Origin of the sequence: Burkholderia sp. Bp9090 (assembly GCF_003857985.1) — a bacterium.
Taxonomy (GTDB): Bacteria; Pseudomonadota; Gammaproteobacteria; order Burkholderiales; family Burkholderiaceae; genus Burkholderia.
The window spans coordinates 59,066-79,482 of record NZ_QTPV01000038.1 but is presented as its reverse complement, the minus strand read 5'-3'; the positions used below and the strand labels follow the sequence as shown (position 1 = coordinate 79,482).

At 65.3% G+C, this 20,417-nt stretch carries 18 protein-coding genes and 1 pseudogene; 6 read left to right on the top strand and 13 right to left on the bottom strand.

The window, feature by feature from the left end; translation table 11 throughout:
* Window positions 1-260: 260 nt before the first annotated feature.
* Window positions 261-376: pseudogene (locus DIE16_RS37295) on the top strand (carbohydrate kinase); the annotation flags it as partial.
* 50 nt (window positions 377-426) lie between these two features.
* On the opposite strand, the gene DIE16_RS27540 reads toward DIE16_RS37295, so the two are convergent.
* The 3 genes from DIE16_RS27540 to DIE16_RS27530 form a co-directional block, all read right to left on the bottom strand.
* The gene (locus DIE16_RS27540; protein ID WP_124893790.1) at window positions 427-2,145 is read right to left on the bottom strand and encodes a SulP family inorganic anion transporter; all 1,719 of its coding nucleotides are present in this window, start codon (window positions 2,143-2,145) and stop codon (window positions 427-429) included.
* A gap of 25 nt (window positions 2,146-2,170) precedes the next feature.
* Window positions 2,171-2,797, bottom strand: coding sequence for a ParB-like protein (locus DIE16_RS27535; RefSeq protein WP_124488926.1), 627 nt, complete (start codon window positions 2,795-2,797; stop codon window positions 2,171-2,173).
* Window positions 2,798-2,922: 125 nt separating this feature from the next.
* Complete coding sequence (locus DIE16_RS27530; protein WP_124893789.1) at window positions 2,923-3,465, bottom strand: GNAT family N-acetyltransferase; 543 nt, start codon at window positions 3,463-3,465, stop codon at window positions 2,923-2,925.
* A gap of 279 nt (window positions 3,466-3,744) precedes the next feature.
* Here DIE16_RS27530 and DIE16_RS27525 point away from each other — a divergent pair, with 279 nt between their 5' ends.
* From DIE16_RS27525 to DIE16_RS27510, 4 genes are all read left to right on the top strand, one after another.
* Window positions 3,745-4,965: an MFS transporter gene (locus DIE16_RS27525; protein WP_044849269.1), complete on the top strand. Its 1,221-nt coding sequence runs from the start codon at window positions 3,745-3,747 to the stop codon at window positions 4,963-4,965.
* A gap of 216 nt (window positions 4,966-5,181) precedes the next feature.
* A complete protein-coding gene (locus DIE16_RS27520) occupies window positions 5,182-6,000 on the top strand; it encodes a TetR/AcrR family transcriptional regulator (RefSeq protein ID WP_044849270.1) in 819 nt (272 codons plus the stop codon).
* Window positions 6,001-6,378: 378 nt separating this feature from the next.
* A complete protein-coding gene (locus DIE16_RS27515; RefSeq protein ID WP_124893788.1) occupies window positions 6,379-8,133 on the top strand; it encodes an AMP-binding protein in 1,755 nt (584 codons plus the stop codon).
* A gap of 29 nt (window positions 8,134-8,162) precedes the next feature.
* Entirely contained in the window at window positions 8,163-9,077 is a 915-nt protein-coding gene (locus DIE16_RS27510) for a DUF1571 domain-containing protein (protein WP_124893787.1), read from the top strand.
* A gap of 33 nt (window positions 9,078-9,110) precedes the next feature.
* On the opposite strand, the gene DIE16_RS27505 is transcribed toward DIE16_RS27510, so the two are convergent.
* Window positions 9,111-9,395, bottom strand: a complete 285-nt coding sequence (locus DIE16_RS27505) for a PXPV repeat protein (protein ID WP_044846004.1) — start codon at window positions 9,393-9,395, stop codon at window positions 9,111-9,113.
* A 295-nt stretch (window positions 9,396-9,690) separates the two neighbouring features.
* Here DIE16_RS27505 and hfq point away from each other — a divergent pair, with 295 nt between their 5' ends.
* Window positions 9,691-10,257: an RNA chaperone Hfq gene (gene hfq, locus DIE16_RS27500; protein ID WP_124893793.1), complete on the top strand. Its 567-nt coding sequence runs from the start codon at window positions 9,691-9,693 to the stop codon at window positions 10,255-10,257.
* Window positions 10,258-10,340: 83 nt separating this feature from the next.
* Here hfq and DIE16_RS27495 read toward each other — a convergent pair whose 3' ends face one another.
* The 9 genes from DIE16_RS27495 to DIE16_RS27455 are packed head-to-tail and all read right to left on the bottom strand — an operon-like array spanning window position 10,341 to window position 20,386.
* On the bottom strand, window positions 10,341-11,048 hold the full coding sequence (locus tag DIE16_RS27495; protein WP_124488921.1) for a DUF2968 domain-containing protein: 708 nt from the start codon (window positions 11,046-11,048) through the stop codon (window positions 10,341-10,343).
* A gap of 54 nt (window positions 11,049-11,102) precedes the next feature.
* Window positions 11,103-12,494: a sigma 54-interacting transcriptional regulator gene (locus tag DIE16_RS27490; protein WP_044846007.1), complete on the bottom strand. Its 1,392-nt coding sequence runs from the start codon at window positions 12,492-12,494 to the stop codon at window positions 11,103-11,105.
* 11 nt (window positions 12,495-12,505) lie between these two features.
* On the bottom strand, window positions 12,506-14,545 hold the full coding sequence (locus DIE16_RS27485) for a pilus assembly protein TadG-related protein (RefSeq protein WP_260434454.1): 2,040 nt from the start codon (window positions 14,543-14,545) through the stop codon (window positions 12,506-12,508).
* 11 nt (window positions 14,546-14,556) lie between these two features.
* The gene (locus DIE16_RS27480; protein ID WP_124893785.1) at window positions 14,557-14,886 is read right to left on the bottom strand and encodes a DUF3613 domain-containing protein; all 330 of its coding nucleotides are present in this window, start codon (window positions 14,884-14,886) and stop codon (window positions 14,557-14,559) included.
* Between the two features lie 20 nt (window positions 14,887-14,906).
* Window positions 14,907-15,749, bottom strand: coding sequence for a tetratricopeptide repeat protein (locus tag DIE16_RS27475; RefSeq protein WP_124893784.1), 843 nt, complete (start codon window positions 15,747-15,749; stop codon window positions 14,907-14,909).
* Between the two features lie 18 nt (window positions 15,750-15,767).
* Complete coding sequence (locus DIE16_RS27470) at window positions 15,768-16,760, bottom strand: type II secretion system F family protein (protein WP_124893783.1); 993 nt, start codon at window positions 16,758-16,760, stop codon at window positions 15,768-15,770.
* A gap of 4 nt (window positions 16,761-16,764) precedes the next feature.
* Window positions 16,765-17,757, bottom strand: a complete 993-nt coding sequence (locus tag DIE16_RS27465; protein WP_124893782.1) for a type II secretion system F family protein — start codon at window positions 17,755-17,757, stop codon at window positions 16,765-16,767.
* Complete coding sequence (locus DIE16_RS27460; protein WP_124893781.1) at window positions 17,750-19,111, bottom strand: CpaF family protein; 1,362 nt, start codon at window positions 19,109-19,111, stop codon at window positions 17,750-17,752. Before DIE16_RS27460 ends, DIE16_RS27465 begins: the two co-directional genes overlap by 8 nt.
* 3 nt (window positions 19,112-19,114) lie before the next feature.
* Window positions 19,115-20,386: a fimbrial protein gene (locus DIE16_RS27455; protein WP_124893780.1), complete on the bottom strand. Its 1,272-nt coding sequence runs from the start codon at window positions 20,384-20,386 to the stop codon at window positions 19,115-19,117.
* Window positions 20,387-20,417: the final 31 nt, after the last annotated feature.

The window sequence follows — 20,417 nt, the reverse complement described above, 5'->3', positions numbered from 1 at the left end:
AGCCGGCCAACCCGATGATCCTGATCGAGCCGACGCTCGTCACGCGCGACAACGTGAAGGCTTACAAAGGCTGGAGCAGCCCGCGCTGATCGCGCGACGCGACCCGCGATTCCTGGCGGTGCCGGTCGGTGTCGGGCGCGTCGCCGCGCGCGGACACCGGCCCTGCCCGTCCGTTCACCCCAACCGCCGCGCGACACGCCGCGGCACATGGTCTCGACACAACGACGACGTTCCGCCGCCGGGCCGTATTCGGCGAAGCGCTGACCGACTTCATCCGTGATGACCCGCGGCATTGGCGCAGCGTCGCCGGCGGTTCATGCTGGAACGTGGCGCGCGGCTCGGCGTGCCGACCGCCTTCGCCGGCATGGTCAGCCGCGCTGATTCGGCCGCACGGGAAACACCAGGCAGAGCATGCTCGCCACCCGGTCACGCACCACGCTTCCCGCCGTTACCGCGCGCCTGCAGCAGTTGCAGGCTCTCGTCGACACTCAGTTCGGACATCGCATCGTCGCGCAGCGTATCGTCGGTCGCGCGGCGCAGCGCATGCAACGCGTGCTCCTTGAGCCGCACGATCGCGAACTGCAGCCCGCGTGCCGCGCATTCGGCGGCGAACGTGCGCAACGACTCGATCGTCGTGCCGTCGACGTCCGGCGTTTCCTCGAGACTCAGCATCACGGTATGCGTATCGGGCGCGGCCTTCATCAGCACGCGCACGCGATTGAGCATCCGATCGGCGTTCGCGAAAAACAGCTGCGCCTCGGGCCGCACGATCAGCACACCGGGGATCGGCTTCGCATCGGCGTGATTCGCGACGTCGACGAAATCGTGGCCGTCGCGCAGCCGGCCGAGTACGCTCACGTTCGGCTCCGACAACTTACGCAGCGTCAGCAGCAGGTTCACGCCGATGGCCGCGAGCAGCCCGTGCAGCACGCCGAGCACGAGCACCGCGAGCAGCGCGGCGATCACGACGAGCCGGTCGCGATGCCAGACCCAATACGGCCGGAACACCGACGGATGCAGCGAGTGGCTGACCGCGAAGATCACGATCGCCGCGAGCACGGGCTCCGGCGTGCGCGCGAGTTGCGGCAGCAGCAGCCACACGATCAGCGCGACCACGCCGGCCGCCCATAAGCCCGCGAAACGCGACTGCGCGCCGGCCGCCTCGTTCGCGGACGTCGCCGAATAGCCCGCGCCGACCGGCATTCCGTGCAGCAGCCCCGACACGAGGTTCGCGCAGCCGATCGCGACCAGGTCGCGGTTCGCCGACACGCTGTCGCCGTGCTTCAGCGCGAAGTTGCGAATCGATCCGTACGACTCCGCATACAGGATCAGCATCAGCGCGAACGCGAGCTCGACCGTCTGCATCCATGCGTTCCGGTCGAGATGCGGCAGCCCGAATTCGAGATGCCGGAAATCGATGTGTCCGACGATCGCGATCCCGTAATGCTGCCAGTCGAACACATAGCCGGCCGCGATCGACAGCACGATCACGACGAGCGTCGCGGGCACGCGCGAGCGCCGCCCGAGCACGAACAGCAGCGCGAGCGCGGTCGCGCCGAGCGCGACGCTCGCGAGGTTTGCATGCGGTGCGCCGGTGACGAGGTCGAGTGCGACGCGCGGCGCATCGCTGTGCTGCACGGAGATCGCGAGAATCTTCGGCAGCTGCTTGATGACGATCGTCAGCGCCAGGCCGAACGTGAAACCGCGCAGGACCGGTCGCGCGACGAAATCCGACATGCCCCCGAGCCGCGCGACGCCCGCCAGGATGAACAGCACGCCGGTCATCGCGACGAGCGCGGCCGCGAGCGCGAGCTGCGCGGCAAGCGCCATCCCCGACTCGGCCAGCACGGTCGCGGCGAGCACGGCCGCCGACGACGACGTCGACGACACGATCGCAAAGCGACTGCTGCCGGTCAGCGCATAGACGACGAGCCCCGACAGCAGCGCGATCAGACCGGCCTGCGGCGGCAGGTTGGCGAGACCCGCGTATGCGACCGCCTCGGGAATCAGCAACCCGGCGATCGACAGGCCAGCCAGCGCATCGAGGCCGATGCGCTGCGCGGGCGGCGGCGGCGCCGCATCGAGTGCAGCAAAATGCTCGGGATGCTGCAAGCCGGCATCCGGACGGGTCGGGGCGGTCGTCATGAGGCAGTAGGCGCCGGGGTGCGGGTCAGGGTTTGACGGCGATGACACCCGACCAGCCGGGCAGATAGCGCGCGTCCTGCTCGTGTGCGCGGCGCAGCGAGATGTCGAGCGCCTTCGCGAAGTTCTTGCGGATCTGGTCGAGCGTCACGTGCTGGCGCAGGTAGTCGGCCCACAGGAATTCGCTGAACGGCGTCGCATCCTTCGCGTAGCCGCCGGCCGTGCGCAGCTCGCCCGCGAGGCTTCGATACGGATCGTCCTCGAGCCCCGTCAGCGCCTTCGGCAGTTGTGCGTAGTCGCGACGCGAGCCGTCCACGCCGAACGGATGCACCCACTGGTTGTGTTCCATCATCCGCCAGAAGATCGTGTCGTCGAGCCAGGACAGATCCTTCAGCAGCATCGCATTCACGCGCGCCTCCCCTTCCTCGATCAGCGCCAGGCCGAGATGGTGATGGTCGGTGATGTAGTGCACCCCGCCCGGGCCGAGGACGGCCGGAAACCAGTGCGACTCGATCGCCGCCTTGCGGGCACGCTTGTCGAGCGTTTTCCAGTGCTTGCGCTTCGCTTTCACTTCGCGATAGCCGACCGTCATTTGCGTCGGACGCAGTGCGTCGAGCCGGACGGGAATGAGATGAACGTCGTTGCCGAGTGCCATGGTCGTACCCCATGTTGCGAATTTCCGGCAACGATACTCCTGATCGTGCGAGCCGTTAATACGTCGCGACCTCGATGCGCGTGCGCTTGACCATCCCTGACATCCGGTCGCGCCCGCACGCGACGCTATGTACGCAGGTCGTCGCGCTCGAGACGATGGCGAACGTAAGGAATGCCATCGTGAACGACGCTCACGCGCCGCATCCCGAGCTTGCGCGCGACGTTCAGCGAACCCGAATTCGCCTCCGCGATATCGGCGATCACGCGCGGCAGCCGCACGGTGTCGAACGCGTGACGCACGACGGCCGCGGCGGCCTCGCACGCGATGCCGCGCCCCCACGCCGCGCGCACGAGCCGCCAGCCGATCTCGACGTCGCGCGCGCCGCCCGCATAATCGGGAATCAGCAAGATCCAGCCGATGAACGCGTCGGGCGCGGCCTTCTCGAAGATCGACCAGTAACCGAGGCCCGGCGGATAGGCGCGCGTGATCCGGTGCGTGACGAAGCGGCGATGTTCGTCGGGGTCGTGCCACGGCCCCGCGATGTAGCGCGTGACCTCCGGATCGCGATCCATCGCGACGCTCGCGTCGAGGTCGGCCAGCACGCGCGGGCGCAGCCACAGCCGCGCGGTCTCCAGGGCGGGCAGCGCGGCAACGGACGGTTCGGTCATCGGGGCTCCTGATTCGGTGGCGATGCGCATCGCGTGCATTACGTATCTGATACAAAAAACCTTCCGGAATGATACAGACGACTGTCGCTCGTCACGCACACGCTCATTTCCGTTTTCTCAACAGTTCATTTCGTAGGGATTATTCCCGATGCGCGGTTATCGCGCCCCGCATCGCACGGCGCCGCGGCCTACACTCGATCCATGCCCCCGCGCCGCGCGCCAGCCGGGCCGGCATCCGCCGGCAGAGTGTGCGCACAAGCCAACGAGGAGACCTCGGACATGAGCTGGACCCGCGAACAACGCAACGTCACGATCGCCGCCTACCTGGGCTGGACACTCGACGCGTTCGATTTTTTCCTGATGGTCTTCGTGCTGAAGGACATCGCCGCCGAATTCGCGTCGACGATCCCCGCCGTCGCGTTTGCGCTTACGCTCACGCTCGCGATGCGCCCGATCGGCGCGCTGATCTTCGGGCGGCTCGCCGATCGTTTCGGCCGCCGCCCGACGCTGATGGTCAACATCGCATGCTATTCGCTGCTCGAGCTCGCGTCGGGCTTCGCGCCGAGCCTCACCGCGCTGCTCGTGCTGCGCGCGCTGTTCGGCATCGCGATGGGCGGCGAATGGGGCGTCGGCTCCGCGCTGACGATGGAAACCGTGCCGACCCATGCGCGCGGCTTCGTGTCGGGCCTGCTGCAGGCCGGTTATCCGAGCGGCTACCTGCTCGCGTCCGTCGTGTTCGGCCTGCTCTACCAGACCATCGGCTGGCGCGGGATGTTCATGGTCGGCGTGCTGCCTGCGCTGCTCGTGCTGTACGTGCGCACGCACGTGCCCGAATCGCCGGCCTGGAAGCAGATGGAAAAGCGCCCGCGCCCGAGCCTCGGCGCCACGCTGCAGCAGAACTGGAAGCTCACGATCTACGCGATCGTGCTGATGACCGCGTTCAACTTCTTCTCGCACGGCACGCAGGATCTCTACCCGACCTTCCTGCGCGAACAGCATCACTTCGATCCGCACACCGTGTCGTGGATCACGATCGTGCTGAACATCGGTGCGATCGTCGGCGGCCTGTCGTTCGGCGCGATCTCGGAGCGGATCGGCCGCCGCCGCGCGATCTTCATCGCCGCGCTGATCGCGCTGCCGGTGCTGCCGCTGTGGGCGTTCTCGAGCGGCCAGCTCGCGCTCGCCGCCGGCGCGTTCCTGATGCAGATCTCGGTACAGGGTGCGTGGGGCGTGATCCCCGTTCACCTGAACGAGATCTCGCCCGACGAGATCCGCGCGACCTTCCCCGGCGTCGTCTACCAGCTCGGCAACCTGCTCGCGTCGGGCAACGCGACGATGCAGGCATCGCTCGCGGTCTCCCAGGGCAACAACTACAGTTTCGCGCTGGCGCTCGTGGCCGGCATCGTCGCCGTCGTGATCGCCGTGCTGATCCTGTTCAGCCGCGAACGGCGCGGCATCGACATGACGCAATCGGTCAATACGCGTACCACCGCCGGATGAAGCCGCGCATTGCCGCGACGCACCATCGCGCGTGCCCCGTCCCGCCGGGGCCGCGCGACAGACTTTCCGCATCCGCACATCGAACTAGAGGAATTTGTCCAGATTCCGCGCTTGCCCGCGCCGCACGCGTTTTTTTATCTTAATAAAAACGGCTGTTTGAATCAGATAATCAAATCACCTGTTCGCGGCCGGGCAACCGGCATTGGGAGGCGGGACATGGCAGTCAGTCAGGAGGGGCGAGCGTCCGCGGGGCGACCGTCCGGGACGCGGTCATCCGGCAATCGGCAGACCGGCGGGACGAAGGCGCGCATTCTCGATGCGGCCGAGGACCTGTTCATCGAACATGGCTTCGAAGCGATGTCGATGCGGCAGATCACGTCGCGCGCGACGGTGAACCTCGCCGCGGTCAACTACCACTTCGGCAGCAAGGAAGCGCTGATCCACGCGATGCTGTCGCGTCGGCTCGACCAGCTCAACCTGGAACGCCTCGGCATCCTCGACCGCTTCGATGCGCAGCTCGGTGCGCACATCACCTGCGAGCACGTACTCGGCGCGATGTTCATTCCCGCGCTGAAGGCATCGCGCGACCCCGAGCGCGGCGGCCCCGCGTTCCTGCGGCTGATCGGCCGCGCGTACACCGATCCGTCGCCGTTCGTGCGCAACTTCCTGACCGCGCACTACGCGAGCGTCGCCGGCCGCTTCTTCGATGCGTTCCAGCGCGCGCTGCCGCATCTGCCGCGCACCGAGCTCGGCTGGCGGCTGCACTTCGCGATCGGCGCGCTGTCCGGTGCGCTGGCCGGCGCCGAAACCGAAAGCCTGATCGACGAATTCTCGCAAGGCCGCACGATGAACGACGTGCAGATGATCGCGCGGCTGTCCTCGCTGATCGTCGCCGCGCTGAAGGCGCCGATGCCCGACAGCGCGCAGTTGTCGATCTTCGCGGCCGTGCTCGACGATGCGGGTGCGAGCGAAGCGTTCGGGCTGTCGTCGAGCACGGCTGCTGCCGATACGGCGACGGCGCCTTCGGCGAGCTGATCGCACCAGGCCGCGCAGGCGGCGTTTCACGATTTGGGCGGCCCGGGCCGGCGTTGATGCGCCGGCCCGGGCCGAACGAATGTCATGCGGCGGGAGCCAAGGCAGGCTTGCTTTCGTCGACGAAAAGCATGGGGTACGAGTAAGCGCTGGAGTGCTGACTCTCACTGACTGCGAAGCATGGGGCGGGAGTAAGCGCTGAAGCGCTAACTCTCACCGACCGCGAAGCATGGGTGAGCGTAAGCGCTGAAGCGCCGACTCTCACCGACCGCAAAGCATGGGGCGAGAGTAAGCGCTGGAGTGCTGACTCTCACCGACCGCGAAGCATGGGGTACGAGTAAGCGCTAAAGCGCTAACTCGTACCGACACCGGAGACACATCATGGCCTCATCCGCAGCAACCGCAGCGGCCCAGCTCCCGCCGAACAGCGACGGCATCTGGTACGCGTCGTATCCGCCCGGCGTGCCGCACGAGATCGACGTCACGCAATACGCATCGCTTGTGCAGTTCTTCGACGAATGCACGACGCGCTTCGCCGAGCGGGTCGCCTACGTGAGCGCCGGCGCATCGATGACCTACCGCACGCTCGCGCAGAAAGTCGACGCGTTCGCGTCGTATCTGCAAAGCACCGGCGTAAAACCGGGCGACCGCGTCGCGATCATGCTGCCGAACACGTTCCAGTACCCGGTCGCACTGTTCGGCACGCTGAAGGCCGGCGCGATCGTCGTCAACGTCAATCCGCTCTACACCGCGCGCGAACTCGCGCACCAGTTGAAGGACAGCGGCGCGCAGACGATCGTCGTGTTCGAGAACTTCGCGCGCACGCTGCAGGACGCGCTGCCGGAAACGCAGGTGAAGAACATCATCGTCACCGCGCTCGGCGACCTGCTCGCCGACGGTTTCAATGCGAAGGGACGCCTGATCAATTTCGTGCTGAAGCACGTGAAGAAGCTCGTGCCGGCCTACAACCTCCCGCAGGCGATCCGGCTGCGCTCCGCCCTCGCACTCGGCACACGCGGCAAACCGCAGCCGGTGCAGACGACCCGCGACGATCTCGCGTTCCTGCAGTACACCGGCGGCACGACCGGCGTCGCGAAAGGCGCGATGCTCACGCACGGCAACCTGATCGCGAACCTGCTGCAAGCGAAGGCGTGGATCGCCGACCAGGTGTCGGGCGACGTCGAGACCGTGCTCACGCCGCTGCCGCTCTATCACATCTATTCGCTGACGGTGAACGCGTTCATCTTCATGGGGCTCGGCGGACGCAACATCCTGATCGCGAACCCGCGCGACATGAACATGGTGATGAAGATCATCCGCAACGAAACGTTCACCGGGATCACCGGGATCAACACGCTGTACAACGCGTTCCTCGACAACGACGAATTCCGCAAGCGCGACTTCTCGAAGCTCAAGCTCGCGATGGCGGGCGGCATGGCGATGCAGCGCGCGGTCGCGGAGCGCTTTCAGCAAGTCACGGGCCGGCCGATCGTCGAGGGCTACGGGCTCACCGAATGCTCGCCGATCGTCACGATGAATCCGGTGAACCTGAGCGACATGGCCGGGTTCAGCGGCTCGATCGGCCTGCCGGCCCCGTCGACACTCGTGCGCTTTCGCCGCGAGGACGGCACCTGGGCCGCCGTCGGCGAGCCGGGCGAGCTGTGCGTGCACGGCCCGCAGGTGATGCGCGGCTACTGGCAGCGGCCCGACGAGACCGCGAAGGTGATCGACGCCGACGGCTGGCTCGGCACCGGCGACATCGGCGTGATGGACGAGCGCGGCTTCATCCGCCTCATCGACCGCAAGAAGGACATGATCCTCGTGTCGGGTTTCAACGTGTATCCGAACGAGATCGAGGAAGTGCTGGTCATGCATCCGGGCATCAGCGAAGCCGCTGCGATCGGCATCCCGGACGAAGTACAGGGCGAACGGATCAAGGTCTTCGTCGTGCGCCGCGACCCGACGCTGACGGTCGACGACGTGCTCGCGCACTGCCGCAAGAACCTGACCGGCTACAAGATGCCGAAATTCGTCGAGTTCCGCGATGCGCTGCCGCAGACCAACGTCGGCAAGATCCTGCGCCGCGCGCTGCGCGACGAGGAACTCGCCAGGATCAAGGCCGCAAAGCAAGGCTGAACGATCCAATGCGCCCGGAGACGCTGTCGATGAACGAAGGAACGAAGCGCCGCGCGCGGTACGCCGCCGCGGCACTCGCGTGCGTGCTGTCGCTCGCGCAAGCCGGCCTGCACGCCGAGGAAACCGCCGATGCCGCGAGCGCGGTACAGGAGGTCGCACTGCCGGCGGAGCTGGCGAAGGTCACGCACGAGCCGGTCGCGCAGCAGGCGCGCTGGCTGCGCACGGCCGCCCAGCGCGGCGTGCTCGCGCAACTCGACGACGCGACGCTCACGGCGCTGTTCAAGGCCCTCGATCCGCTCGCCGTGCCGCTCTATATCCGCAATGGTCCCAACGGCTATCCGTCGTACCAGTTCACGATGGTGCGCCAGGAACGCATCAGCGGGAAATGGTCCGACACGCCCGACCGCATGCTCGTGAAGACGACCCGCGAACCGTTGCGCGTTTATGCGAAATGGCTGCCGGGCGGCGCGCATGCGGGACAGGAGACGATCTACGACACGACGCGGCGCAAGGACGAGATGTACGGCCATCTCGGCGGCCTGCTCGGCAAGATTCCGTTGTGGACGGCGCTCGACGGCGCACTCGCGCGTGCGCAGTCGAATCACCAGGTGAAGGATCTCGGCACCGAGTTCATCACGAACCTGTACCTGACCGAAGGAAGGAAATACCAGGAAGCCGGCGTGCAGCGGCCGACCCAGGTGGAGGCGAAGACGATCGGCGGTGTGCGCGTCGTCGCGCTCACCTACGAGACGCCGACCGGCCGGCCGCAGTTCTACGCGAAAAAGGAAATCCTCGGGCTCGACCTGCACGCGCCCTACTTCAGGACCATCGAGTCCTATGACAACGACGGCAGGATCTTCGAACGGATCGTCATCGAGAAAATCGCGCCGGCGACGCTCGACGAATCCGCGTTCGACCCGAAGAACCCGGACTATGCGTTCTGATCGTCACCGGCGCCGGCGCCACGCAGGTCGCGCTCAATCATCATCGTCGTCGTGGTGATGCTTGTGCCAATGCTTGTAATAGTGCTTGCGCCATTTCCGGTAGCCGTCGTCGTCCTCGTCGCCGTAGTAGCCGTATCCGTAACCCGGATAAGCGACTACCGCAGGCTGCGGCGCCACATAGACCGGCGCCGGTTCGACATAGACCGGTGCGACCGGCACGCCGATGCCCACCGACAGGTCGACGCGCCCCGCCATTGCACTGCCGGAAGCGAGCAACGCCACACTCCCGATCCACACCGCCAATCCCCTCTTGTTCATGTTCCCCTTCCCGGATCCGCCGGCCTGCCCGGCATGCGCGTGGAATGTAATCCCGCCGCGCGCCGCCAGGTGCTACGCCATTGCGAGATTCGTAACGCGACGTAACGAAACGGCACTAGCCATTCGACCGAATCGCGAAAATGCACGGGAACGTCTATAGTGGGTTACGGTTCGACACAATCACGACTGCGCGCTGGTGGAACGAACAGGGTAAAATCCCGCCAAACACTTGGTGGGCAACCACGCCACACACACGCACAACATATTCTCTGACGCAGGCTCCTGCCGCACCTCAATGGCCAATCCCGCAGAATCCCATCCGCAAAACGACTTCATCAATTCGGCGCGCAAGGAACGTAAGCGCGTTGAAATCTATCTCGTCAACGGCATTCGTCTGACGGGATGTATCGAGTCGTTCGACCAGTATCTGGTGATGCTGCGCACCCCCGTGGGTCTGCAAGGCATCTACAAGCGTGCGATTTCCACGATCCAGCTCGACACGGGCGGCTCGCGCCCGGGCGGCGGCGGTCCCCGCGGCCCGCGGCCCGGCGGTCGGCCGGGCGGCCGCGAAGGCGGCGGCCACAGCCCGTACGGCTCGCATGGCGGCCCCCGCGAATCGCGTGGCGACGGCGGTGGCTACGGCTCGCGCGAGCCGCGTGAAGGTTACGGTTCCCGTGAACCGCGCGAGGGTTATGGCGCGCCGCGCGAGCCCCGCGAAGGCTATGGCTCCCCGCGCGAAAGCTACGGCGCACCGCGTGATGCCGGCGACGCATCGGGCAACACGTCGCCGTCCGACGCACGCGGCGGCAACGGGCCGGTGATCGTCACGCGCCGCCGGCGAATCGTGCCGGACGGCCAGTAAAACAAAAGGGCAAGCCAGGCGGCTTGCCCTTTTTTCTGGCGGATCGGCGCGGCATGTCGCCGCACCGGCCGTGCCGTGACCGCTCAGTGTGCCGTCGTCGGCAAACCTGCGTCGGCCTCCCGCTGCAGCGAACGCACCTGCTGCTGCAACGCGCGCAGTTGCGACTGAAGCGCCGCCTGTTGCGCCTGCAGCGCCGCCGTTTCGTTGCGGACGCTCTTCTGGCGATCCGCAACCGCCGCCTGCTGCTCGCGGGCGATCGAGATATCGGCCTGCAGACGCCGCGCCCGCTCCTGCGCGACTTCGATCTGCCGGTCCGTCTGCACCTTCTGCGACTCCAGCTTCGCCGCACGCAGCTCGTTGACGGACAGCCGTTCCGCCTGACGCGAGAAATCGCGATAGATCGCTTCCGCGCGCGCTTCGTCGTAAGTCTTGATCACGCGCCAGAACGCCTTCTGCTGGAACAGCGCGACGAAATAGGAACCGTCCTTCACGCTGAACAACTGGCTCGCGCCGTAGCTGCCGTTATAGCTGGTGCGCATTTCCGTCAGCGAATGCGCCTGGATCTGGCGCTGCAGTTCGTCAACCGTGCTCTGCCCCGTCGTCTCGCCTGCCTGCGGCTGTATCGAGGTTTGAACCTGTTGATCGATCACCGGAATCGCCGCCACCGGTGCCGACGCCTGCTGTACCGCCGGCGATGCATTGCCCGCCAATCCCTGCGCGAACGCGCCCTGCATGCCTCCCATCATCGCGAGCAACACCCACGCCCGCCCCAACCCCGTCATATGGCTCATGAATTTTGATTCCTGCCCGTGTCGTTGTAATTCAGCGCGATTTTATCGCATTAATTATTCGCTTTCGCGGGTCTCGGGCTCTTCGTCGAAGATCTGATATTTGCGCATCTTTTCCCACAGCACCTTCCGGCTGATGCCGAGCTGCTGCGCCGTATCCTGGCGTCGCCAGCCGTTTGCGTCGAGGGCCGCGATCACGCGGCTGCGCTCGTTCATGTCCCACTTGCTGCGGTCGACGAAGACCTCCGCCACGCTCTCCGCCGGCACCGGCTGCGCCGCATTGCGCGCATGCGCGACCAGCCGCTGGAGTCGCGCGGCGTCCCAGCCGCCCGTTTGCCGCACCGTCACGCCGACGCGCTCCGCAAGGTTGCGCAGTTCGCGCACATTGCCGGGGAAATAGCTGTCCGCCACCGCATCCGCGAGCCAGTAAGGCAGGTCGGACAGTTGCGCGAGCCGTTCGTCGCCCACCACCTCCGCGACGAACGACTTGAACAGCGCAATCTTGTCGACCGCGCCCCGCTCTTCCAGCGACGGAATGCTCAGTTCGATCACCGCGAGCCGGTAATAAAGATCCGCGCGGAACAGGCCTTCCTTCACGAGCTGCGGCAGCTTCTTGTTGCTGGCCGCGACGAGACGGAAATCGACCTTGATCGGCGTCGTCGCGCCGACCCGCAGCACGGCGCCGTCCTCGAGCACGCGCAACAGCTTGACCTGCTGATACAACGGCAGATCGCCGACTTCGTCGAGGAACAGCGTGCCGCCCGCCGCCTGCTCGAAATAGCCTTTATGCGCAACAACCGCGCCGGTAAACGAGCCTTTTGCGTGCCCGAAGAACAGCGATTCGAACAGGCCGTCCGGAATCGCACCGCAGTTGACCGGCACGAATTCGCCGTCGCGGTAGCGCGAATGCTTTTCGTGGAGTAATTGCGCGATGCGTTCCTTGCCGACGCCGGTTTCGCCGTGCAGCAGCACGTTGGTGTCGCAGTCGGCGAACATATCGACCTCGTGCAGCAGCGCCTGCATCGACTCCGAGTGCGCGACGAGTTCGGACGGCCGCAGCGTATCGGCCGCATGCGCGCGCAGCTGCGTGACGAGCTTGCCGATCATCCCGCGCAGCTCGGCGCACGTGAAGTCGAGCGGCAGGATGTGCGAATAGTCGGGCGGATACTGCGACGCGTCGTGGTCGCGCGCCGCGCCGACCCAGACGACCGGCATGCCGATGTTGGCCTGCCAGTCGCGCAGGAACGCCGCACCGGTCTCGATCATCGTCACGCTGATGATCGCGAGCGATGGCCGCAAGGCGGCGCGCTCCGGCGAGATTTCCGCATTGTCGGCGCGGATCACTTCGACGTCGAAGCTCGCCATGCAGCGGGCAACGCGGTCGACAATGTCCGCCTTGCCTTCCCAGACGTACAGGTCGAGTTCTGCGATTGCGGAGGGGGTTCTCATCGTTGATGCTTTCAATGAACGATTTGCGGGGCGTTGCAAGTCAGACTGTGTTGTATCACGGTCAGCTGGCCGATCTGCAATCCTAATGCCGTCAGCAATGGTGTCACCAGCGTATTGAGCAACGGATTGACTAGGCCGAGCAGCAACGGAATGAGCTGCCCCGTCAGCGGCTGAAGAATCACGGTCAGGATCGATAGATCAAGCCCCAAGACATTCAGCTGAAGCGACGGTAGATTCAACAGATTGGTCAGTTGTACGTTGAGTGTGTTGGTCGCCGTCGACGACGTGGTCCAGTTGGGCCCGGGAGACCACGCGGACGACGTACAAGCGCCGTTGCTCGGCTTGGTATTGCAGAACGAGTATTGCGAACTGTTCTGATAGACGATCCCCGTCCCGCTCAATGACAGGCTGGCGTTCAGCGCGCCAGGGGTCGAGGGCAATGGCGGCCCGCTGTAGATGGGCGTGCTGGCGCTACTCCCAACGTACGCGACGGGATTCGATACCGACAGGACGACTTGCAGAAGCGAAAAATTGCCGAGAATTCCCGACGCCGACAACTTCGCAACAGGAATCGTGCCGGAGCTGGACGCGCAGCTCGGGGAATTGAGGTCGAGCTTGCCTCCGGTATTTTGTCCGGCGCAAATCATCGCCACACCCGGCAACGCCCCGAACGTCGCAGTGCTCGATGCAGGGGTCGACTGGCAACTCGTACTAGCCAGCCACGCGCGGCCGGGACCACCCGCGATGATATAGAGCGGTAAATGCGGCCCGGAAAGCTGTATCGTCAACAGCGGCAACAAGGGGGGAATCTGTAGAGGCAGCGGATCCGCCAGCACCTGCACGTCTGCGTAAATCCCGATCTCCGCTTGCGACGCCTGTGTGCGCCAGATGCCGTTCACTTGTCCGGCCTCGCCGATCCCGATCGACGGCGGTGCCAGCACCTGCAATTGCAGGCTGTTGACTCGAACCAGCGACGACACCGCTGAAATGAGCGGGCAAAACGGACTGCCGGGGCAGTTGCCTTGGCCGACCGACACCGTCAGCGCGCTGTTGTATGCCCCGACCTCCGCCGTCGTCAGCAACAGTTGAAGCACATTGATGCTTGCGTTCGCGGCCGCTTCCGCATTGCTGCCCGAGTATTGAAGGAGACTTCCCAAAGAGATCTTGTTGGCATTGACGTTGGCGCCAACACCGTTCTTCAGCGCGGTGAGTACCGTGCCCACCGTGGTATTGCTGCCGACCGCGGTGGCGGTGAGGTTCAGGATATCCGCTACGGTCAGATCGAGACCGAGCAACTTCCCGACGCTGGCTGTATTCGACATTCCGGCCGTGCCGAGCTGCACCGCCGCATTCGCCAACTGCCCAAGCGTGACGTTTGCTCCGGCCAACGCCTGGTAACTCGCCAAGCCAACATTGACGTTGGTCGTGGAACCCAGCAATCCGGTGAGTAGCGGATCGAGTATCGCGGACGACGAAGTATTCAGGTTGGCAAGCGTCGAACCGACGCTAAACGTGTCGATCGCCGCCGCACGCGCGGTAGCCGTCGCGGACACCACCGCTTGCCGCCCGCTCAACTGATACAACAACCCCAGGAAGAAGTAGCTCACCTGCCGGTACGCCGTCACCTGCGCCGCATTCGCCGCGGCCGACGCCGGCGTCACATAGGCGGTCGACGGATCCCACCTCCCGCAACTGACGGCAATCTGGTCCCTTCCCGCCGTAGGATTTGCTGTTGCCGTGGCGCTTATCAGCGTAACCGTATAACCCTTGTCGTTGATGTTCGCGCTCGTGGTTACATTGTTCTTCGCATCGCTCAGGCAACCAGTCGGATCGCTCGACATCGGCTGCACCGCCGCCAACGCGGCCAGGTCCGCGACCCGCTGCAGATCCCGTTTCTGCAAATACAAATTCGCGATGTCGATGACCCCGAGCACGACGATCGCGACCGTGACCCAGAGCGCTGCCATGACCACGATGGAACCGCGTTGACGTCGCTTCCCCGGCCAGCGAGCACCCCGCCGCCGAGATCCATATGGTTGATCTACGCGCATCGTCATCTCGCTTACTGCGCGCCCTGCCCGCTACCCGACATGCCACCGGACGAGCTACCAAGTTGCGTGCTCATCGACTCGGGAATCTTGTTCTTGAACGAATCGAGATAGCGCTGATAAACGACCGATGCGACGTCGCCGAGCATCGGCTGCGTCGGTGCCGCTGCTCGATTGTCTCGTTGCATCGACAGCCACTCCTTCGTCGAACGGTCGACGTCGGATGCAGCCGGTGCCGTTCCCTGTTGCGCCTGTGCGGCTGCAGTACCCATCGCCACGCCCATGATCGCGCTCAACACCGCGACGCGGCCCGCAAGCGTGTTTCGATAATGTTTATTGTTCATGTCGTTCCCCGCCTGTCTGTTCATTGTGCAAACCGTTGCAGCAGCGGCACGGTCTGGTCATAGCCGAAATTGTTTGCCATCGGCGTGATCGGTGCGGCCGCGGAGCGCCGCGACACCACCGGCGGAGTCGCGACCGCACGCTGCTGCGCACGTGCCGCGGCAGCGATTTTTGCGGCATCGCCGACGATGTCCTTGCGGATATCCGTCGGAAGATGCTGCTGGTTCATCAGCCGCTGCGCGTCCTGGGTGCGCCCGGCAGCAAGCAGATACAGCGCGAGGTTGCTGACGATTTTCGGGTTGCGTTGATCCAGTTCCGCCGCCTTCATCAGCGGCACCCGCGCGCCGACCACGTCGCCATTACGCAATTTCGCATAGGCGAGATCGGACAGCAGCGACGCGTCGGTCGGCGCGAGTTCGGACGCCTGCGTCAATGCCTGAACTGCCTGACCGAAATCGCCGGCCGCACCGGCGATCAGCCCGAGCCCGCGGTAACCACGTGCGGCGAGCGGCGTCTTCAGCAACTGTGTGTATGCAGCCGCGCTCGCAGCCGGCTGGTCGGTCATGCGCAGTGCATCCGCGCGCAGCAAGATCGAGTCCGGCGACACGCCGTACGCCTTGTCGTATGCGTCGATGTGCGCAAGCGACGCGTAATAGAGACCCTGTGCCTGCATCCGCTGGATCAGACCGAGATACATCGCGGGCGTATCCGGCACCGCCTGTTTCTGGTCAGCCGCCTGGATCAGCGCCGCACGTTCGGTCTGTGCACCGACGCCGTACCCGCTTTCCTTGGTCGCACATGCGGCAAGGAGCAGCACCGCCATCGCCATACTTGCGTGCCTCGCCATCCTGCTTATCCGCTTCATCGTCGTTCCTTCCAACCATCAATGACGCGCCGACAGCGCATGCATCACCGCCAGAAACCCGGGCCCCGCCGTCACGATCAGCAGTGCGGGCAACAGCGTGAGGACCATGACACCTGTCATCTTCACGGTCAGTCGACCGATCCGCTCGCGCAGCATCGCGCGGCGCGTTTCGCGCAGCCGGTCGCCGAACTGCTTGAGCGGCTCCTGCACCGCGCCGCCGTGCTTGTCGACCTGCACCATCAACCGGGCAATCGCGCGCAAGTCCTCATTGTCGAACCCGCCGGACAACCGCTGCATCGATTGGTCGCGCGTGCGGCCCGCCGCAAACTGACGCTGCGCGATTCCAACCTCGGACGACAGCACCGGCATCATCCCGCGGAAATCGTTCGTCACGACCTGCAGGCTTTGATCCAGCGACAATCCCACGCCCTGCAACAGGCGCAGCATGTCGACGAGTAAAGGCAGTTCATCGACGACGCTCTGGCGCCGTGCCGCTGCACGACGGCGCACATAGAGTTTCGGCAGCATGAAGCCAAACCCGAATGCGGCGAACATGCCGATCGTCCAGTGTCCGCCTTTCATTCGTCCACTCGCGACTACCGCGAAAAGCACCGGCACCGCGATCCCGCAAGCGATCCGTGCAATCAGAAACAGCCCGCGCGTGCGCGTGTCGACGTAACCGCATTGCTCGAGAAGACGACGATCCTCTTCCGCGACGATGTGCTTGCCGAAACCGGTATCGAGCCAGCGCATCCCCGCCGCAGACAATCGTGCGAGCATTCGCTCGATGCGCTGCTGGCCACGCATGTCCGGTCTCGCTTCCGTACGTTCTTCCGTCGAGGTCCGTAGCTTGGCCGCTTCGAGTGCTGCCATACGCTGGTCGAGCGCCGCGGCCAGCGCGCGTTGGGCACGCGACGCGGCCCTCGCACGCAGCAACGCGATCATTCCAAGCAAGAGCACGCCCAGCGCGCCGAGCGCCAGAGCAATCGAGCCGATCTGAGTTGCCGTCATCGCATCACCTGAGTCGAGCCATTCGATACAGCCACACGCTCCCGGCAACCTGCATCAGGAACGCGAAGACAAGGAACGTGCGTCCGTTCGGATCAATCCACATGCCTTCCAGATACTTCGGATTGGTCATCACGACAAAACTGCCGATCGCGATCGGCAGCATCATGAGCACGAACGCCGACAACCGCGTCTCCGCCGACATCGCCGCCAGTTCGCGCTCCGCCTGCTCGAGGTCGCGCATGAACACGGCCATGCGCTCGAGCATCACGTCCGCACGGCCGCCATATTTGACCGACAATCGCAGCACGGATCCGAGAAGTTCGAATTCCTTCGTCCGGTAGATCTTCGCGATATGAAGCATCGCGCGATCGATCTCGACACCTGTGCGCAACATCCGGGACACGTGGTCGAGACACCCCCGCAGCGGCTCCTCCGTCGTCAGCAGCGCTGCCTGGAATGCGGCCGGCACGCTGTTGCCGAGCGTCACCAGTCGCACGATCCCGTCGAGAAACGATGGAATCTGCCGGACGATTTTCAGTCGACGCCGCTGGATGCGCGATGTGAGCCAGATGCCGAAAATCGCGCTCCCGCAGACAAGCGCAGCGAAACACGCGAGCACGCCGCCGCGGCTGCCCGCGATTGCCGCAACCGTCACGAGAGCCGCCAGCGCGACGATCGCCTTGCCGCGTGCCCCTTCGATCCCGGCACGGTTCACGAGGTCGGTCAGATACTCCGTCGCCATCGCAAGCCAGTGCACCCAGAAAGCACCGGATGCCGCATTGCGCGCGCCACTGGATGACGACACGGCACGCGGCGCCGCGGATGCTGCCGGTCTTGCAGCCGGTGCCGCCGCGCGTGCGCCGGGCTCCAATCGACTGTCGATGAAGCGCTTCGCATCAGTCCGCACGCGCCGGGTTTCCGCATGTCGCCACAGCAACAGTGCCGATGCCACGCACAGCATCGCGACCGCGAGCATCCAGATCGTCGCGCTATACATTGAAGCCCCCGCCGCGACCGAAACCGCCGCCGCCAAAGCCGCCGCCGAACCCGCCCAGGCTGCTGTTCGTCAGCGTCTGGCGGAAACGCGCGAGCTTCGGCGAATGCGGATGAATGCCCAGCGACTCCCAATGATCGACTTCCTCGCCCTCCGGCGTGACGCGCGCTTCGTAGCGATACAGCTCCTGCGTCGCGATGATGTTGTCGGACAGCCCAGTCACCTCGGTGATCGACAGAATCCGGCGGCGCCCATTCGACAGGCGTCCGATCTGCACGATGAAGTCGATCGCGTTCGCGATCTGGCGACGCAGGCTCGATTCGGTCCCCTGGAAGCCCGCGAAGCCGGCGAGCATCTCGAGACGGTACAGGCACTCGCGCGGCGAACTCGCGTGCACGGTGCCCATCGAGCCGTCGTGGCCCGTGTTCATGGCCTGAAGCATTTCGAGCACTTCACCGCCGCGCACTTCGCCGACGATGATCCGGTCCGGACGCATCCGCAGCGTATTGCGCAACAGATCGCGAATCGTCACGACGCCACTACCGTCGAACCCGCCCGGCCGGCTTTCGAGCCGCACGACGTGCGGGTGGTTCAGCGACAGTTCCGCCGTATCCTCGATCGTCACGACACGCTCGGCCTCCGGAATGTGGAACGCGAGCGCATTGAGCAGCGACGTCTTGCCCGAGCTCGTGCCGCCCGACACGAGCACGTTGCAGCGGGCCTCGACCGCCGCCTCGAGCAATGCACCGATCTCTTCGTTGTACGTGCCGTTACCGAGCAGGTCCGAGGGCTTGAGCGGGTCCTTGCGGAATTTCCGGATCGACACGATCGGGCCGTCGATCGACAGCGGCTCGATCACGACGTTCACGCGGCCGCCGTCGGGCAGTCGCGCGTCGACCATCGGGTTCGATTCATCGAGACGGCGCCCGATCGGCGCGAGGATCCGGCGCACGATTCGCAACAAATGCGCGTTGTCGGTGAAGCGCACCGGCAGCTTCGCTAGGATCCCGTGACGCGACACGTACACGTCGTTGTAGCCGTTGATCAGGATGTCCTCGACCGCCGGATCCGCGAGCAGATCCTCGATCGGCCCGAAGCCCGCGAGTTCCTTCGTCAGCGCTTCCGCAATCGCACGCACCTCGTTCTCGTTGAGCGGAATGCGGCGCAGGCGCACGAAGCTGTCGATCTCGAGATCGACGAACTGATTGATCGCCTGGCGCGACCATCGGCCGAACTCGGCGCCCAGCTCCTCGATACGCGTCAGCAGGTGCTCGTGCGCGGCATTCTTGATGTCGTGAAATTGCTGCGTCTGGGAGAACGGCGCTGCGCCGTCGGCAAATTGAATGTCGTGTGCCATCGGTTACGACCGCTTGGACGAAGGTTGAATGAAACGTTTGAGCGCGGACAGGCCGGGCGCCGCGCGCGACGCGCCCGCCATGCCCGACACGCCGGGCAACCGCGCGGCGAGGGATTCGAGTGCGCGCACGTAAGGATCACGCTCTGCCGCATCGACGATGAGCCGCCCCTGGTTCGCCGCATGGCCGATCGCGACGCGGCGCGCGGGCAAGCTGCCGACCAGCGACAACCCGAGACGCTCGGCGATCTGTCCGGGCATCAGGCCCAGCGCGGAATCGTACTGGTTGACCACGAGCTTGACGCGATCCGTATCGACGCCCCCATCGCGCAACCCGGTGATCAGGTCGACGGCCGAAACGATCGATGCGACGCCTTGATCGCAGACCAGCCACGCCTCGTCGGCCGATGCGGCGATCTGCGTGACGAACTCGCGATTCGAGAACCCGCCGAGATCGACGACCTGCTGGTCGAAGAACGCGCGAAGGCGATTCAGCAAACCGATGCATGACGCATAGGACACATCGCGCAACGCGCCCAGGTCCGGCGGCAGCGTCGTCAGCGCGACACCGCTCTGATGCCTCGTGAGTGCGGTGTTCACGAACGTGCGGTCGATGCGGCGCAGGTTCTGCACCGCATCGATGAAATGAAATTCGCAACGTGTGTTCAGAAACAGCGCGCCGTCGCCGGCCGGCAACCCCAGGTCGATCAGCGCGGTCTGGCGGCCGGCCGGCGCACCGCCGTCCGTGCCCGCCGCACCCGGCCCGAGTGCCCGCTTCTGAAGCCAGACCGCGAGGTTCGCTGCGAGCGTGCTGACCCCCATGCCCGCGCGCGCGCCGAGCAACGTGACGACCTTGCCGTGACGGCTCGTCGGCTCGCCGACGTGGGACAGCAATCCACGTGTCGTCCGCAGTGCATCCTCGGCCGATGCCGACACGTCGATGAAATCGCGCACGCCCGCGCGCAGTGCGGCAAGCGTGCTCTCCGGCTGGGTGAGCGAGCCCAGCGCGACGATCGGCAACCCCGGATGTGCCGCGCGTACCGTGGCCGCAGCGACGCTCGCCACTTCGCTGCGTTCGGAGAAATCGATGAACACGAGCGCCGGATTGAGCCCCGTGATGCGCTGCGCAAGCACGCCCGGCTCCAGCGACGCGGCCTCGACCGCACCGGCCGACACCAGCGTATCGGCCAGCCAGCGCACATGCGCTTCCTTTGTCGATGCGCAAACGAAGTAGTCGGTCACGGCGGGTTCACACAACGATTGGGTTCGTGCATTCATGTCGAACACCCCCGATTACGCAAGGCGTAGC